Source organism: Aromatoleum toluclasticum ATCC 700605, from assembly GCF_000378245.1.
Classification (GTDB): Bacteria; Pseudomonadota; Gammaproteobacteria; order Burkholderiales; family Rhodocyclaceae; genus Aromatoleum; species Aromatoleum toluclasticum.
Window position 1 is genome coordinate 14,203 of record NZ_KB899496.1, and the last position, 15,967, is coordinate 30,169.

Consider the following 15,967-nt stretch of genomic DNA (forward strand, 5'->3'; position numbering starts at 1 on the left):
GAACATGACACTGCTGACTCATCCGCTGCGCACCGCGCTCGCACCGCTCGTTGCCGCCCTCGTGCTGGCCGGCTGCGCCACCGCGCCCGCGATCGATCCCGCCGCCTTGCCGTCGGCGCCCGCGGCCTTCAAGGAAGGCGACGGCCGCTGGACCCAGGCCTTGCCGACCCAGGTGCAGGCCGACGGCGCATGGTGGAAGACCTTCTCTGACCCGGTACTTGACGGGCTGGTCGAGCGCGCGCTGGAGCGCAACAACAGCATCCAGATCGCCGCCGCGCGGCTGGCGCAGTCCCGCGCGCTGCTGCAGGCGACCGATGCGCAGCGCGCCCCTCAGCTCGGCATCGGCGCCGACGCGACGCGGCAGGGCGGGGCGATCACGCCGGCCGGCGGCGGTGCCGGCAAGCTGCTGCGTGCCGGCGCGAACTTCTCGTGGGAGCTCGACCTCTTCGGCCGCCTCGCGCAGGCGAGCCAGGCCGCGTCGCTCGACGCCCGCAGCCGCGAAGCCCTGCTGCGCAACGCACGCCTCGTCGTGCAGGCGGACGTCGCGCGCAGCTATCTCGCGCTGCGGGCGCTCGACGCCGAACGCGCGCTGGTGCGCGAGACCATCGGCGCCTACCGCGACACGCTGGCGCTGACCGAACGGCGCTTCGAGGCCGGCGACATCGCCGAACTGGACGTCGCGCGCGTGCGCACCGAACTGGCCGCAACCGAATCGGACGCACTCGCGCTCGACCGTCGGCGTGCCGAAATCGAACACGCCCTCGCGGTACTGGTCGGTGACGCAGCTTCGGACTTCCGGCTCGACTCCGGCAATTGGAACACGGCGCTGCCGGTGATCCCGGCCGGCGTCCCGAGTACGGTGCTCACGCGCCGGCCCGACGTCGACGCCGCGCGGCAATCGATGCTCGCCGCCCAAGCACGCGTCGGCGTCGCGCAGGCGGCGTGGTTCCCGGACATCGCACTGACCGGTTCGGGGGGCTTCGCATCCACGGAGCTGGGCGACCTCTTCAAATGGTCGGCCCGCTCCTGGGGCGTCGGCGCCTTGCTGTCGCTGCCGATCTTCGACGGCGGGCGGCGCGACGCGGGCGTGCGCAGCGCCAATGCGGAACTGGACGCCGCGCTCGCCGGCTACCGCGAACAGGTGCTCGTTGCCTTCAAGGACGTAGAGGACCAGCTGTCCGCGCTGCGCCTCCTTGCCGAACAGGGCGAGGCGCAGGCGCGCGCGGTCACCTCGGCGAGCCGTGCGACAGTCCTGTCGGATGCGCGCTATCGCAATGGACTCGTCAGCCAGCTCGAACTGCTCGACGCCCGACGCAGCGAACTGCGCAACCGGCGTGAGGCGCTGCAGGTGCGCTCGGCCCGGTACCAGGCGACGGTCGGGCTGGTTCGCGCCCTCGGCGGAGGGTGGGAGCCGGCCGATGATCCGGCCCTGGCCGGGCGCGATGCGGGGAACGGTAGCGCCGGAGGTTGAAGTCCGACCGGTGCAACGTAGTGCATCGCATCGCGGGCCGCCTCGATACCTTCCAGGCGGGCAATGACCCAACTGGCGAGATACTGGGAACCCAGGCAACCACCCGCCGTGGCGACGTTGCCTTTGGCGAGGAAGGGCTGGTCGAGCACTTCGACGCCGGCTTCCCGGTCCCACGTCTTGGTGATCAGGTCGGTACAGGTGGGAATGGCATCGAGCAGCCCGAGCCTGGCCAGAATCAAGGTCCCCGAGCACTGAGCCCCCAGCAACGGCCGTTGGGGGTCGAGCTTCAATGCGGCCATCAATCCGCGTCGCGCTGGGCTCGGTCGACCTGGGCACCCTTCGGCTCGCACTGACGACGGTGCGGCGTGTCGTCGAGGACCAAACCTGTCACTGACCTGCCTGCCGCTTTGTAGTAGCCTTGCGCATTTTTGCGCCCCACGGGCGGCGCCTTTTCGGATGACGCAAGGCTTGGCGCGTACGCATATCAACGGTTCCGGGCTGGTTCGTGCTCTCGGCGGGCTGACGTCCGCTGACGTGCCCGCGTCGAAGCAGTCCTTTGCCGACCGGCTCGGCCAATGGCTCGGTTTCGCGGATGCGCTCACGCTGTATTCCGCGCTCAATCCCGGGTCGTCAGGAGATGTGGTGCCTTCCCCCGTTACGACGTCGCGCGAGGCTGCGGCGCTGCGGCAGGCGATGGCGCGCGCGCGCGACGCACTGGCGGACTCTATTATCAACGACGGCGTGTTCAAGCCCGGTCCGGCGCGGATCGAACTGCCGACGCCCGACCCGGCGGCGGCGGAGAAGGTGGCCGAGGACAAGGCGGCCGACTTCGCGCCCTACCATCGCTACTATCTCGCCCACCAGCGCGACATGGCGGTGCGCATCGCCCCCTTGCGGGCGACGGTTCGCACGGCGCTGCAAGGACAGGCGAGCGCCCTCGCTCGGCTCGCCGCGCTCGATGCGGTGATGGACCAGGCGCTTGCGGCGCGCGAGCGCGACCTGCTGGCGACCGTGCCGGCACTGCTCGGCCGGCGCTTCGAGCAACGCTACGACGCGCATCGCGCGACGCTGGCCGAAACGCAGACGGCCGACGATGTGGCGAGGTGGATGCAGCCGGGCGGGTGGCTCGCGGATTTCTGCCGGGAGATGCAGTCCGTGCTCCTCGCGGAGCTCGATCTTCGGCTGCAGCCGATCGCAGGGCTCATTTCAGCCCTCGACGGAGAGGTTGCAAGTGAGGTCGCAAATGAGGCGGCCAATGAGGTGACAAGGAAGCAATGAATAGAACCATCTGTATCGCGGCTTTCCTCGTAGGCCTGGTCGCCGTGTTCTGGGTCGGCGCCGGATATGTCGGCGCCAGTACGCTGGCGCTGGCGATGACGGCGATCATCGGCGCGGTCTATGTGACCGGCGCAGTCGAATTGGTGTGCTTTCACCGCACCACGACCGCCCTGGCGCGGGCGCTGGACGGGATTCCCGCGGATCTGTCGCACCCGGGCGAATGGCTGCGCCAGTTGCCGCAGTCCGTGCAGAACCCGGTACGCCTGCGTATAGAGGGCGAACGCGCGGGGCTGCCCGGCCCGGCCATGACGCCCTACCTTGTCGGCCTGCTGGTGCTGCTGGGCATGCTCGGCACCTTCCTCGGTATGGTCGTGACGCTCAATGGTGCGGTCATCGCACTGGAAAGCACGACCAACCTGGAGGCCATCCGCGCTTCGCTCGCGGCGCCGGTCCGCGGCCTGGGCGTCGCGTTCGGCACCTCCGTCGCCGGTGTGGCGGCCTCCGCGATGCTGGGCCTGGTTTCGGCCGTGTGCCGGCGCGAGCGGATGCTGGTCGCGCAACTGCTCGACACCCGCATCGGCACCTCGCTGCGCGGCTTCTCGCATGCTCATCAACGCGAAGAGACCTTCAAGGCGCTGCAATTGCAGGCGCGGGTGCTGCCCGAACTGGTCGACAAGCTGCAGGCGATGATGGAGCAGATGGAGCGGCAGGGCAGGGAGCTGAATGAGCGCCTCGTGTCCGGGCAGGACGGATTCCACCGCGACGCGCGGGTGATGTACTCGGAGCTGGCCTCCTCGGTGGACAAGTCTCTCAGGACCAGCCTGACCGAAAGCGCCCGGCTCGCCGGCGAAACGATCCGACCCGTCGTGGCCGAGACGATGGCAGGCATCGCGCGCGAAACGAACGCGCTGCAGACGCACGTGGCCGACGCGGTGCGGACCCAGCTCGACGGCATCTCCGGGCGTTTCGACGGCAGCGTCACCAGGGTCGCGGAAACCTGGAGCGCGGCGCTCGCGACGCACGAGCGCACCAGCGAAAACCTGAACCGGCAGATGCAGGATGCGCTGGGCGCCTTCGCCGAAACCTTCGAACGGCGCTCGGGTGCGCTGCTGAGTTCGGTCGAAGAGACGCACGCCGGCCTGCGCACCGATCTCGCCGCCACGACGACGGCGCTGGTGCAGGGGACGGCCACGCTGCACACGCGGCTCGCCGACACCGTCGAACGGCAGCTCGACGGCGTGGCCGACCGTTTCGGCGGGACGGTCACCGCCGTCGCCGACACGTGGACGACGGCGCTCGCCAGCCACGAGCGCACGAGCGAACACCTCACCAGCGAACTCCGCAAGTCGCTCGAAGCCTTCGCCGACGCCTTTGCGCAACGCTCGGCGGCCTTGCTCGCTGCGGTCGGCGAAACCACGGCTGCGCAGCGGGCACAGCAGGCCGCGACGGACGAGGCGCGCCTCGCCGCGCACACCCGGACGCTGGAGTCGATGGCGGCGTCGCTGCAGCAGGAATGGCACGAGGCCGGCGCACAGACCCTCGCGCGGCAGGAGCAGATCTGCAGGACCCTGGGCGAGACAGCGCACGAAATCGCCACCGCCGCGCAGGCACAGGCCAGCGGCACCATCGATGAAGTTGCACGCCTCATGCAGACCGCAGCCGAAGCGCCCCGCGCCGCGGCGGAAGTCATCGGCCAGCTGCGGCAGGAACTTTCCGCCAGCATCGCGCGCGACAACGGGCTGCTCGAGGAGCGCAGCCGCATCATGGAAACGCTGGGCACGCTGCTGTCCGCGATCAATCACGCATCGAGCGAGCAACGCTCGGCGATCGACGCGCTGGTGGCTTCCGCGACCGAACTGCTGGAGCGTGCCGGAACCTGCTTCTCCACCAGCATCGAGACGGAATCGGCGCGGATCGCCGGCGTCGCGGGCGAGATCACCGGCGGCGCCGCCGAGGTGGCCAGCCTGAGCGAGGCCTTCGGTCTCGCGGTGCAGCTCTTCAGCGAATCCAATGACAAGATGATGGCGACGCTTGCGCGCATCGAAGGGGCGCTCGACAAGTCCCTGACTCGCAGCGATGAGCAGCTCGCCTACTACGTCGCGCAGGCGCGCGAGATCATCGACCTGTCGATCATGTCGCAACGGCAGATCGTCGAAGACCTGCAGCAGCTGCCCGGCAGGCAGGCATCGCTCGCCGGCGAGGTGTGACGATGGACGAGTTCGACGGCGCCATCGAGCATTCGACCCCGGTCTGGGCGGTCTTCGGCGACCTCATGTCGGGCCTGCTGGGGGCCTTTGTGCTGATCCTGGTCGGCGTCCTCGGCGTGCAGCTGGACCTGGTGACCAGCCTGGAAGCGGAAGTGCAGAAGCGCCGCGTCGAGGAACAGCGCCGCGAGGCTCTGGAGAAGGCCCTCGCCGTGCCGCTTGCCGCGGGGCGCGTGACCCTCGACGACGGCCGCATCGGCATCAGCGGCAGCGTGCTGTTCGCGCTCAATTCCGACGAGTTGCAGCCGGAAGGCCGCCAGCTGCTGAAGAGCCTCGCGCCGCCGCTGGCCGCCTTTCTTTCGGTCAGGGATGAGATGCTGATGGTGAGCGGTTTCACGGACGACCGGCCGGTGCGCGACACCAACCGGCAATTCGCCGACAACCTCGAACTGTCCGCGCAGCGGGCCCTGACCGTGACGCGCGCGTTGATCGACGAAGGCATCCCGTCCTCGTCCGTGTTCGCCGCCGCCTTCGGCCAGGAGCAGCCGGTGGCGTCCAATGCCGATGCGGAAGGGCGCTCGCGCAACCGGCGCGTCGAGATGGCCCCGGTTCCGCGGTCTGGCCAGGCGGGCAAGGCGGGCGCCGGGGGAAATGGCTGACACGCGCCCGTCCGGAGCCGATCCCGGCGCGCTGATCGAAGCCCTGCGGGCGCAGAACGCTGAGCGCTTCGATCCGGTGGGCTTCCGCTTCATCGAGGCCCTGGCGCGCCGCGCCGCAAGCGGCGGCGACGCGGCCCGAGGTGTGCTGGAGCGCCGGCTGGCGACAGCCCTGTCCGACTACCGCGAGCGCCTCGACGCCGCCGGGCGCAAGGCCGGCGATGCGCTGGAACGGGCGATCACGCGCTTCCCCGAATCCGCCGACGCCCTGCGGCAATGCCGCGAATCCGGCGACCTCGCCGGCCTGCAGCGGCTGCTCGCACGGTTGGCGGGGCAGGGCGGCCACTCGCCCCTGAACGGGCTGCTCGCCCACATCGGCCGGCACACGCCCGCCGGGACCGCCGACCACTCTGTCGATGGCGGCCAAGGCGCCGGTGCCGCATTCTCCGCTCAGCCCGAACTCAAATCCCTGAGCTATTTCCGCAGCACCTGGTCCCGCCTCAGTCTCGAGCGGCAGCTCGCCGACGCCTTCGCCCAGGCTCCGGAAAACGCCGGCCCGCTCAACTCGCATTTCCTCGTGCTGCAGGCGCTCGGGCAGATGCGCGACATCTCCCCCGAATACCTCAGGCAGTTCATGTCCTACGTCGATGCCCTGCTGTGGCTCGAGCAGGCCGACAACAGCCGCAATCCCCCACGCAACAACGCGGCGCGCAAGAACGCCGTCCGGGGCGAACGCGAGAAGAAGCGCAAATAATCGGCACGACCCCGCGAGCAATCCGGCGACAAGCGCCTTCATGTGATCGCTGGATCGTGTCGGATGACCTGTCACGGCCCGCCCGAACCCTAGTAATCTGTTCAAATGCTGACGACCGCACAGGACGCCCCGTTGCCCGGCTTTGTCGAACTGCTGCTCGACGCGGTCTTTCTCGTCGACGCTGGGGGACGCATCGTCTACGTGAGTGCCGCGTGCGAACGCATGCTCGGTTACACGCCGCAGGAGATGATCGGCCGGGAGCTGTTCGGGTTTCTCGTCCCCGAAGACCGGACGCGGACCGTCGCCGAGGCCGGCTCGGTCATCGCGGGACGTTCGCGGATCGGCTTCGAGAACCGCTACGTCCATAAGGACGGCCGTCACGTCCACATCATGTGGTCCGCGCGCTGGTCCGAAAGGGACCGGCTGCGCGTCGGCGTGGCACGCGACGTCACCGAACTCAAGAACGCCGAGGCCATTCAGCGCGCCACGTACGCCATTTCGGAAGCGGCGCACGAAGCCGCGGACCTCGACGTCCTGCTGCGCGAGATCCACCGCATCATCGCGAGCCTCGTGCCGGTGGCGGGTCTTGCGCTCGCGACCTGCGACAGACAGACCAGGAAGCTCAGCTTCTCCTACCAGCGCGATCGCCACGGCAACCCGCTGACCCTGCACGAACCCGTCGCGTGCGAGTTCTGCGCCCAGGTCATCTGCGGCGGCCGTCCGATGCACCTGCGCGACGCTGCGCTGGCCGCGCTGTCGGGCGACGCTGCGGCGTCCTGCGACGACGGATCCTGGCTCGCCATGCCGCTGATCGCGCAGCAGGACACGATCGGCGCCCTGGTGCTGAAAAGCGATCCGGGCATCCAATACTCGGACAAGGACAAGGAGCTGCTGCATTTCGTCGCCGAGCAGATCGCGATCGCCATCGACCGCGCCCAGCTCAAGTCCGACCTGCTGCGCGCGGCCCGCTACGACGAGCTGACCGGACTGCCGAACCGGCGCCTCTTCAACGACCGCATCAAGTCGGTCGTGGCCAGATGCGTGCGCAATCAGTCCCGCCTGGCGGTGCTGTACATCGACCTCGACGATTTCAAACAGGTCAATGACTCGCTCGGACACGCCAACGGCGATCTGCTGCTGCAGGAGGTCGCCCGCCGGCTTCAGCGATGCGTGCGCGGGACGGACACCGTCGCCCGCCTGGGCGGCGACGAATTCGTCATTCTGCTCGAAAACGTGCAGACGCCCGACGATGCCCGCGCCGTCGCGGACAAGATCCGGGAGGCAGTGAGCCACCCGGTCGACCTCGACACCTGCGTCCTGCGCGCGCAGGCGAGCATCGGCATCGCCGTCTATCCCGAACACGGGCAGGAAGTCGAGCGCATCCTGCAGCACGCCGACGCTGCAATGTACGCGGACAAACGGAACAAGCCCTTTCAGGCGATGTAGGACTGAGTCGATCGACGCACCATATCGCCCGAAGCGGGACGGTGGCCTGTGCCGGCGACCTCACTCGAGGCAGCACGCGGCCTCCGCGGGTTCCTTGCACCCGCAGCCCGCCTGGTCCGCAATGCGCCGATGGATCGACTTGAAGCGATCCTGCACCGTGTCGCCGAAGATCGGATCCCACGCGAAATGGATCGCGGAGTCGACGAGGAACCATTCCTCGTCGCCCAGCGAAGCCGCCAGCCGCGGGAAGATCTCGCGTTCCTCGATCGCCATGTGATCCTTCAGGAAGTTCGTGTAGTCGAGCACGTCCGCCTGCAGCGTGGCACGCGGCATCATCGTCCCCGCCGCTGCGGCGCCCAGGTCCGCGGCCAGTTTCGCTCCGCTTTCGGCGATCGATCGGTGCTCGTCCGCGAGCGCTGCGATCAGGGTTTCGGCCTCGGGGTCGTGCGGAAGCAGGCGCCTGAACGCAACATCCTCGCGCGGATGGTGGTAGCGGTCCGGGTACTGCGTCATGTAATACACGATGTCCGCCATCAAGTCGTAATCCGGGTCTTCGCCACGGACCAGGGGGACGGTCAGTGCCTGGAGCAGATCGAGCAGTTTGCGGTAATTGGCGTGCTCGGTTTGCCATTTTTGTATCTGTGCGGTCATGACGCTCTCCAGCAGTCGTTGGGGCGCATCCGGCGTCCGGGTGGGTTCGACCCGGTGCCGGTGGGTGCGGTGTACCAGATGCTAGGGAGGCGGGCCGCAGCGGTGAATGACTTTTGTCATTCAGCCCGCCGCGGCCCGGGCCTACATTGCACTCACACTCCAACCGAACTGCCAGAACGAGGGAAAAACCATGACATACGTCGTCACCGAAGCCTGCATCAAGTGCAAACACACCGATTGCGTCGATGTCTGCCCCGTCGACGCCTTTCGCGAAGGCCCGAATTTCCTCGTGATCGACCCGGGCGAATGCATCGACTGCACGCTGTGCGTCGCCGAATGTCCCGTCGATGCGATCTATGCCGAGGACGACGTGCCGGTCGATCAACGGCACTTCATCGCGCTCAACGAAGAACTCGCAAAGGTCTGGATCCCGATCGTCGAGGTCAAGCCCGCGCCCCCCGATGCCGGGGTGTGGGCGAAAGTGAAGGACAAGCTCGGGCTGCTCGAACGCTGAGGGCCCTGGCCGGAGCGCCGCTCAGGACTCGACGATCCGCTCCAGCATGTCCGGGCGCATGATCTCGATCCGGCCGGGCCGCGACGCGATCCAGCCGGCCTTCTGCCAGCGGCTGAGGATCCGGATCACCGTTTCGACGCGTGCGCTCACGAGCTGGCTGAGTTCGTCGCGGGCGAGATGCACGTCGACGATCACGCTGCCCGTGGCCGTCGTTCGGCCGAATCGCCCGATCAGGTAACGCATCAGTGCCGCGAGGCGGCGTGGCACCGAGCCGGCGCTGACGATGTCGATCTTCGCGCGCAGCGCGACGGTGTGGCCCAGCAGCGCGTGATTCACCGCGCGTCCCACGGCGATGGAGTCGTCCAGGGCGTCCCGCAGTGCCTCCGCACGGATCGACAGCACCTCCACCGGTTCTCCGAGCGCGATGGCGTCGGCCGGAAACACGCCGCCCTCCAGCGCGGCTGCAAGGCCGACGGCCTCGCCGCGCCGGAACAGGCCCACCAGGATGCCTTCCCCGGTCGGCGTCATCTGCCGGATCTGCAGCACGCCCGATTCGATGACCGCGAACCAGTTCGCGTGCTCCCCGGCGAACCACAGCGATTCACCCGGATCCAGACGGCGCGAGCGCGCACCTTGCGCAAGATGGCGAAGATCGGCCGGTCCCACTTGCGAAAACAGTTCGAGCTCGCCGAGTCGCCGCGCCAGCGCGTCGGCGTGCGCTCCTCCGTGCCCTTCGAATGGGGCGGGCGGAGGATGCAGCAGCGACGTTTGTGGAGCGTGTCCCATGACTTTCTCGTGCGCCTCTACGACGACTCGCGCACCAGCGCCTGCCGGATACGCTCGATCGCGTGCGAAGGGCTCAATCCCTTGGGGCAGACTTCGGTGCAGTTCATGATCGTGCGGCAGCGGAACAGGCGATAGACGTCGTCGAGATAGGCCAGTCGCTCCGCGGTGGCCGTGTCGCGCGAATCGGAGATGAAGCGGTAAGCCTGCAGCAGCCCGGCCGGCCCGATGAACTTGTCCGGATTCCACCAAAAGGACGGACAGAACGAGCTGCAGCACGCACACAGGATGCATTCGTACAGCCCGTTCAGCTTCTCGCGCTCGGCCGGCGACTGCAGACGCTCGCGTTCGGGAGGTGCCGTATCGTTGATCAGGTAGGGCTTGATCGAGTGGTAATGCGCAAAGAACTGCGTCATGTCGACGATCAGGTCGCGGATCACCGGGAAGCCCGGCAGCGGTCGCAGCACGACGGGTTCCTTCAGGCCGGCGAGGGGCGTCAGGCACGCCAGTCCATTGCGGCCGTTGATGTTCATCGCATCCGACCCGCACACGCCTTCGCGGCAGGAACGGCGGAACGACAGGCTGTCGTCGATCGTCTTGAGCCGCATTAGCGCATCGAGCAGCTTCTTGTCGTCTGCCTCCGGGGCCAATTCGTAATCCTGCATGTGCGGTTTCAGATCGCTTTCCGGATTGAAGCGATAGATGCTCAATCGCATGATTCCTCCTTGGCGCGGCTGCCCTCAGGCACCGCCAGCGAAATGCGCCGCCATCGTCAGCACGACGCGGATCACGATCGCGAACAGGATCACCCCGACCACGGTCAGCACGGCGAGGCGCAGGAATGGCGGGTGGACGTAGTCGAGCGCGATGTCACGAACGCCGATCCAGCCGTGCAGGGCCAGCGTCGCGAAGAACACCACGATCAGCACCGCCCCGTGCGTACTGGTCGCCAGCGCATACCAGCGCTCGTAGGCAAGCGGGGGGGCAATCAGCAGCGTCGCCGCGCCCAGTGCAAGCAGGAACAGCTGCACCAATGCCGTCAGGCGCTGCAGCACCCACGCGCGTTGTCCGAGAAACAGCCTCATGACAGCCACCGTGCCGCGGCAATGAGGGCGACGGCAGCCGCCGCGACGATCGCGGCCCAGGCGCTCGTGCGCGCCTGCGGCAAGCCGCTGCCGATGCCCGCATCCATCAGCAGGTGACGTATCCCCGCGAGCAGGTGATGCGTCGCGGCCCAGACGAAAAGGACCAGGAGCGCCGCCCGCCAGGGTGCGGACACAAGGTCGCGCAGCGCGGCAAACTCGGCCTCGCCGCGCAGCGAGCGGTCGAGCGCAAGCGCCAGGAGCGGCAGGCTGAGCACCAGCAGCACGCCGGAAATCCGATGGCCGATCGACGCGATCGCCCCGATCGGGAAGCGGATCTGCAGGAGATTCAGGAATTTGGGTGCAGCTCCCGCTGATGTTCGCATGTCCTCGTCCCTGTTCGATTCGGCACGGAACGTGCGCGCGTGGCGCAACGGCCGTCTACCGGACTATAGTGGTGCTTGCAAAAGAGTCAACAAAAATGCATCTTTAGCGCATGTCCACAATTTCGCACGTGTCCGTACCCGTCATCCAGTGCCATATGGCTGATCCGGACTAGGATGGAGGGAGCGATCTGCTTCGTGGTGTCACCATGTCGATGAATGATAGTCGCCCCGAGCCGCGGCATGTCCGCCCCGCCCAGGTCATGGCAGCCGTGTCCTGCGGACTGCGCGTGTTCGCCGACACCGCGCCCCTTTCCCTGTTGTATGCGGGCGGGTTTGCCGTGTTCGGCGTGGGACTCGTTTCCCTGCTCGCCGTCGTCGGGCTGGCGCCGATGGCCTTGCCGCTGGTGGGCGGTTTCCTGATCGTGGCGCCGGCCCTGCTGGCGGGCTTCTTCGCCATGTCGGCAGCGCTGCGGAATGGCCGCAAACCGACGTGGCGCGATGTCGGCGCGGGCTTCCTGCGATCGCCTCCTGCGCTCTGGGGCCTCGTGCTCGTCTGCCTGTTCCTCTTCGTGATCTGGATGACCGATGCCGGCATCCTCTACAGCTTCATGCTCGGGCGCAGCTACACCGGCTGGAAGATGCTGTTTCCGTTTTCCGCCGAACTCCTGCGCTTCCACCTGGGGGCGATCGTCGCGGGCGGGCTGTTCGCGGTGATCGCCTTCTGCATCACCGCATATGCCGTTCCCCTGCTCATCGAGCGCCGCACCAGCCTGGTCGTCGCCGTGAGTGCGAGCGTTCGCGCGATATTTCGCAGCTTTCCGGCGAATCTCACGTGGAGTCTCGTCCTCGGCGGCACGATCATCGTATCGATCATCGTGCCGCTGCTGCTGACGGTGACGCTGCCCGTCACCGCGTTCGCGACCGAATGCCTGTACCGGACGGTGTTTCCGGATGACTCGGCCTGAGCCGGTCGAGCGAGCGGGCGAGCACCCGGAGCCTTGGTCGCAGGATTTCATTTGGTTCATCCAATAACGAGCCGCCGGGCCGCGGCCGCATCATAGGAGGCAAGCTTGAGCAGCAACGCCACGGACATCAGCCGCTTCATCGTCGAACAGACGTCGGACGCCATCATCTTCGCCGACAGGGAAGGTCGGATCCGCGTGTGGAACGCCGCGGCGGAAGCTCTGTTCGGCTTCCCGCGCACGGAGGCGATCGGGCAGAGCCTCGACCTCATCATTCCCGAGAGGTTGCGCGCCGCGCACTGGGAGGGTTTTCACCGTGCGGTGGCGAGCGGCCGTACGCGGCTCGGCGGCCGTGCGGTGATCACGCGATCGCTGAACGCCGCCGGCGCCACCATCTACGTGGAAATGAGCTTCGCGCTGGTCTCCGACGAGCGTGGCGAAGTCGTCGGGTCGGTCGCCGTGGCGCGCGATGCGACGCAGCGACGGGAGGACGAAAGACTGCTTCGGGAGCGAGTGCGGATGCTGGAGGCGGAATCGCCACGGCAACCCGATTCTCCTGCGCGCACGAAGTGACGGGACGACATGGAGCAGTGGTTCGCGGCAAATCTCGGTGATGCGATGCTGGCCGGCGAGGAACTGGAGCGCGTGTGCGCGCTATTCGAGCAGCAGCGCGAGCGGAACGCCGCGACAGCGGTGCTGATGCGCCACGAGAACCTCGGGCGCCTGCATTGCGAGCTCGTGCTCTACTTTCCCCCCGAGCTGGCGGAACTCGCCGCTGCCGTCGGGGCGCAAGCCTGCGGCAGGCCCGGCTTGTCCGGGTTGGGGGTGGCGATCGGATCGCCGCAGCGCCTGGCCGAACTCGCGGCCAAGGATTGACGCCGCCATACGGTGCAAAACGCGGCCCCGGATTCGCCGCCATGGGCGTGTCATGAGTTCTTAACCTCTGCAGATTACCGTGCGCCTGCAAGCGGCATCGCGTAATCCCACAGAGGAACCTCCAATGAACGACATGCAATCCCTGCGCCCCGGCAGCGACGACGAATCCACCAATACCTCGGTAAATCCGGGCTTCGACAGCATCCTGCAGGCGCGCCTGTCGCGACGCCGGCTCCTCGGCGGCAGCATCGGCGCAGCCGCGCTGGCGATGCTCGGCGGCGCGTCGCCGGCCCTCGCGGCAGCGTCCGCACAAGGCGCTGCCGCACCCGGTCGCAAGCTGCCCAAGCTCGCCTTCAATCCGGTTGCGAAGAGCCTCGCCGATGCCGTGTCGGTGCCGGAAGGCTACCGCTACATGGTGCTCTACCGCCTCGGCGACCCGATCGACGGCAGCGTGGGCGAGTACCTCAACGACGGCACCGACCCGGCCGAAAGCTTCGCGCTGCGCGCGGGCGATCATCACGACGGCATGCATTACTTCGGCCTCGGCCCCGACGGCAAGCACCACAAGAACGAGTCCGACCGCGGCCTGCTGTGCCTGAACCACGAAGCCATCACTCCGGCCTACCTGCATCCGAACGGGGCTACGGTGGTCGGCGGCGTGCGCACGGTGGCGGAGGAAGTGCTGCGCGAGTTCTACGTGCATGGCGTGAGCGTGGTCGAGATTGCGCGCGCGGGCGGCGAATGGCGCTACCAGCGCGACTCGCACTTCAACCGGCGCGTGCACACCCTGACCGAAATGGAACTCTCCGGCCCGGCCGGCAAGACGCCCTACATGGTCACGAAGTATTCGCCGGACGGCAGCCGTACGCGCGGCACCGTCAACAACTGCGCCAGCGGCAGCACGCCATGGGGCACCTACCTCACGTGCGAGGAAAACTGGGCCGGCTACTTCCGCCGCATCGAGGCAGCGGACAACCCGAACCGCAGCGTCAAGGAATTGACCTCCTTCTCACGCTACGGCGTTCGCGGCAACGGCCGCGAACTGTGGGCGACCGTCACGCCCGATACGGCGGACGACCTCTACGGCCGCTGGAACGCGATGAAACTCGGCAGCTCGACGGATGGCAGTGACGACTACCGCAACGTGCCGAACACCTACGGCTGGGTTGTCGAGATCGACCCGTTCAGCCCGGACGCGACGCCGAAGAAGCGCACGGCGCTGGGCCGCTTCGCGCACGAAGGCGCATGGCTCGGCCCGGTTCGCGTCGGCCACCCGCTGGTGTGGTACATGGGCTGTGACTCGCGCAACGAGTACATCTACAAGTACGTCTCGAACGCCGTGTGGCACCCGGACGACGCCAACGGCGGCATGGCTGCCGGCGACAAGTACCTCGACGACGGCAGGCTCTACGTCGCACGCTTCGATGCGGACGGCACCGGCCAGTGGGTCGAACTGGGCTTCGGTGTCGGCAACGTGTCGCCGGCGAACGCGGCCTACGGGTTTGCCGACCAGGCCGATGTCCTCGTGCATGCGCGCCTCGCGGCCGATGCGGCGGGCGCGACGAAGATGGACCGTCCCGAGTGGGGCGCCGTGAACCCGCGCAACGGCGAGGTCTATATGTCCCTCACCAACACCAATGCCGCGAGCCGTCCGCTCTCCCGCCTCGATGCCGCCAACCCGCGCTTCTACAACGACCGCAAGACCACGGGCCAGGACCAGCGCGGCAATCCCAACGGCCACATCATCCGCTTCGCCGAAGCCGGGGACGATGTCGCCGCGACGTCGTTCAAGTGGGACGTGTTCCTGTTCGGTGCACGTGCGACTGCCGATGCCGCGAACGTGAACATTTCCGGCCTGACCGATACCAACGACTTCTCCAGCCCCGACGGACTCTGGTTCAGCCAGGCGACCGGCGTGCTGTGGATCGAGACCGACGACGGCGCCTACACCGACGTCACGAACTGCATGCTGCTCGCGGCGGTGCCGGGCGAGGTCGGCGACGGCAGCGCGCGGACCATCGTGAGCAGCGACGGAGCGAGCACGCGCGCGGTCGATACCTACGTCGGCAAGGCGCCCGGCGAGGAGAACCTGCGGCGCTTCCTTGTCGGCCCGAAGGAATGCGAAATCACCGGGGTTGCGGAAACGCCGGACGGCAAGGCGCTGTTCGTGAACATCCAGCATCCGGGCGAGGACACGCGCCCGGACTTCGCCACGGGCAGCTTCGGCAGCCATTGGCCGGATGGCGGGCTGTCGCGTCCGCGATCGTCCACCATCGTCATCACTCGCGTGGACGGCGGCCGCATCGGCGTCTGAGGCAAGGTGCATGCGGGCGTCGCTGACGCCCGCGCCACAAACGAAAAATGCGGCCAAACCGCGCCACAAACGAAAAATGCGGCCAAACCGCGCCACAAACAAAAAACGCGGCCAGGCCGCGTTTTTCGTTGAACGGTCCGGCTGGTGCCGGACGACGCCTCCCGTTATGCGTTCGCGGGGCGGCCGTACATCCGCAGGATGTTCTGGTAACTGCGGTGACGTTCGTTCGGATCGTACTTGCTGAAGATCTTCTCCTGACGCGCGCGGTTGAGCGGCGGCAGCGCGTCCAGGATCACGCGGCGCTCGTTCAGGATGTGTTGGCGCATGCGGTCGTTCACAAAGACGAAGCGCACGGGATCGTAGAGGCCGTCGTCGCGCTCGCGGTGGAAGCCTGCTTCGGCCGGCAGGAAGGTTTCATTGGTATGGCTTTTCATGATCGTCGGTGGTGTGGTGATGTCCGGTTTTGTATTTTTGGGCGATTCTACCCAATAAACGTTACGGACATATTTCCCCGCGCGCTGCCCGACGGCATATTCCACCCGGAAGTCATGGCATTCACGCAACATGTTTCCGCGCCGCCGCGGGACATG

The 15,967-nt window shown here is 67.6% G+C and carries 17 protein-coding genes; 11 read left to right on the forward strand and 6 right to left on the reverse strand.

Going from position 1 to position 15,967, the window contains the following annotated elements; all coding sequences use genetic code 11:
• Window positions 1-4: 4 nt before the first annotated feature.
• The 6 genes from F464_RS0111310 (at window position 5) to F464_RS0111335 (ending at window position 7,809) form a co-directional block, all read left to right on the forward strand.
• Window positions 5-1,471, forward strand: coding sequence for an efflux transporter outer membrane subunit (locus tag F464_RS0111310; protein ID WP_018989922.1), 1,467 nt, complete (start codon window positions 5-7; stop codon window positions 1,469-1,471).
• 468 nt (window positions 1,472-1,939) lie between these two features.
• Window positions 1,940-2,749 (forward strand): DUF3348 domain-containing protein, encoded by an 810-nt coding sequence (locus tag F464_RS0111315; RefSeq protein WP_232428894.1) that lies wholly within the window; start codon window positions 1,940-1,942, stop codon window positions 2,747-2,749.
• Complete coding sequence (locus tag F464_RS0111320) at window positions 2,746-4,956, forward strand: DUF802 domain-containing protein (RefSeq protein ID WP_018989924.1); 2,211 nt, start codon at window positions 2,746-2,748, stop codon at window positions 4,954-4,956. The genes F464_RS0111315 and F464_RS0111320 overlap by 4 nt, the downstream gene beginning before the upstream one ends.
• A 2-nt stretch (window positions 4,957-4,958) precedes the next feature.
• Window positions 4,959-5,612 carry an OmpA family protein gene (locus tag F464_RS0111325; protein ID WP_018989925.1) on the forward strand — a complete coding sequence of 218 codons (654 nt, stop codon included), beginning with the start codon at window positions 4,959-4,961 and terminating at the stop codon, window positions 5,610-5,612.
• Window positions 5,605-6,363, forward strand: coding sequence for a DUF2894 domain-containing protein (locus tag F464_RS0111330; protein WP_018989926.1), 759 nt, complete (start codon window positions 5,605-5,607; stop codon window positions 6,361-6,363). Before F464_RS0111325 ends, F464_RS0111330 begins: the two co-directional genes overlap by 8 nt.
• A gap of 105 nt (window positions 6,364-6,468) precedes the next feature.
• Window positions 6,469-7,809: a sensor domain-containing protein gene (locus F464_RS0111335; protein WP_018989927.1), complete on the forward strand. Its 1,341-nt coding sequence runs from the start codon at window positions 6,469-6,471 to the stop codon at window positions 7,807-7,809.
• 60 nt (window positions 7,810-7,869) lie between these two features.
• Here the strand turns inward: F464_RS0111335 and F464_RS0111340 are convergent, their stop codons facing one another.
• Complete coding sequence (locus tag F464_RS0111340) at window positions 7,870-8,460, reverse strand: hemerythrin domain-containing protein (protein ID WP_018989928.1); 591 nt, start codon at window positions 8,458-8,460, stop codon at window positions 7,870-7,872.
• A 190-nt stretch (window positions 8,461-8,650) separates the two neighbouring features.
• On the opposite strand from F464_RS0111340, the gene fdxA reads away from it, so the two are divergent.
• Window positions 8,651-8,974: a ferredoxin FdxA gene (fdxA, locus tag F464_RS0111345; protein ID WP_018989929.1), complete on the forward strand. Its 324-nt coding sequence runs from the start codon at window positions 8,651-8,653 to the stop codon at window positions 8,972-8,974.
• Between the two features lie 21 nt (window positions 8,975-8,995).
• On the opposite strand, the gene F464_RS0111350 is transcribed toward fdxA, so the two are convergent.
• The 4 genes from F464_RS0111350 to sdhC are packed head-to-tail and all read right to left on the reverse strand — an operon-like array spanning window position 8,996 to window position 11,225.
• Window positions 8,996-9,760, reverse strand: a complete 765-nt coding sequence (locus F464_RS0111350) for a Crp/Fnr family transcriptional regulator (protein WP_018989930.1) — start codon at window positions 9,758-9,760, stop codon at window positions 8,996-8,998.
• A 17-nt stretch (window positions 9,761-9,777) separates the two neighbouring features.
• A complete protein-coding gene (locus F464_RS0111355) occupies window positions 9,778-10,473 on the reverse strand; it encodes a succinate dehydrogenase iron-sulfur subunit (RefSeq protein WP_026295929.1) in 696 nt (231 codons plus the stop codon).
• A gap of 24 nt (window positions 10,474-10,497) precedes the next feature.
• Window positions 10,498-10,842: a succinate dehydrogenase, hydrophobic membrane anchor protein gene (sdhD, locus tag F464_RS0111360; protein ID WP_018989932.1), complete on the reverse strand. Its 345-nt coding sequence runs from the start codon at window positions 10,840-10,842 to the stop codon at window positions 10,498-10,500.
• Window positions 10,839-11,225 carry a succinate dehydrogenase, cytochrome b556 subunit gene (sdhC, locus tag F464_RS0111365; protein ID WP_026295930.1) on the reverse strand — a complete coding sequence of 129 codons (387 nt, stop codon included), beginning with the start codon at window positions 11,223-11,225 and terminating at the stop codon, window positions 10,839-10,841. The genes sdhD and sdhC overlap by 4 nt, the downstream gene beginning before the upstream one ends.
• A 206-nt stretch (window positions 11,226-11,431) precedes the next feature.
• On the opposite strand from sdhC, the gene F464_RS0111370 reads away from it, so the two are divergent.
• From F464_RS0111370 to F464_RS0111385, 4 genes are all read left to right on the forward strand, one after another.
• Window positions 11,432-12,190 (forward strand): DUF2189 domain-containing protein, encoded by a 759-nt coding sequence (locus F464_RS0111370; RefSeq protein ID WP_232428895.1) that lies wholly within the window; start codon window positions 11,432-11,434, stop codon window positions 12,188-12,190.
• 105 nt (window positions 12,191-12,295) lie between these two features.
• Window positions 12,296-12,760 carry a PAS domain S-box protein gene (locus tag F464_RS0111375; RefSeq protein ID WP_018989935.1) on the forward strand — a complete coding sequence of 155 codons (465 nt, stop codon included), beginning with the start codon at window positions 12,296-12,298 and terminating at the stop codon, window positions 12,758-12,760.
• A 9-nt stretch (window positions 12,761-12,769) separates the two neighbouring features.
• Window positions 12,770-13,063, forward strand: coding sequence for a hypothetical protein (locus F464_RS0111380; protein ID WP_018989936.1), 294 nt, complete (start codon window positions 12,770-12,772; stop codon window positions 13,061-13,063).
• Between the two features lie 124 nt (window positions 13,064-13,187).
• Window positions 13,188-15,377, forward strand: coding sequence for a PhoX family protein (locus tag F464_RS0111385; RefSeq protein WP_018989937.1), 2,190 nt, complete (start codon window positions 13,188-13,190; stop codon window positions 15,375-15,377).
• Between the two features lie 164 nt (window positions 15,378-15,541).
• On the opposite strand, the gene F464_RS0111390 is transcribed toward F464_RS0111385, so the two are convergent.
• Window positions 15,542-15,943, reverse strand: coding sequence for a hypothetical protein (locus tag F464_RS0111390; RefSeq protein WP_157353713.1), 402 nt, complete (start codon window positions 15,941-15,943; stop codon window positions 15,542-15,544).
• Window positions 15,944-15,967 lie beyond the last annotated feature (24 nt).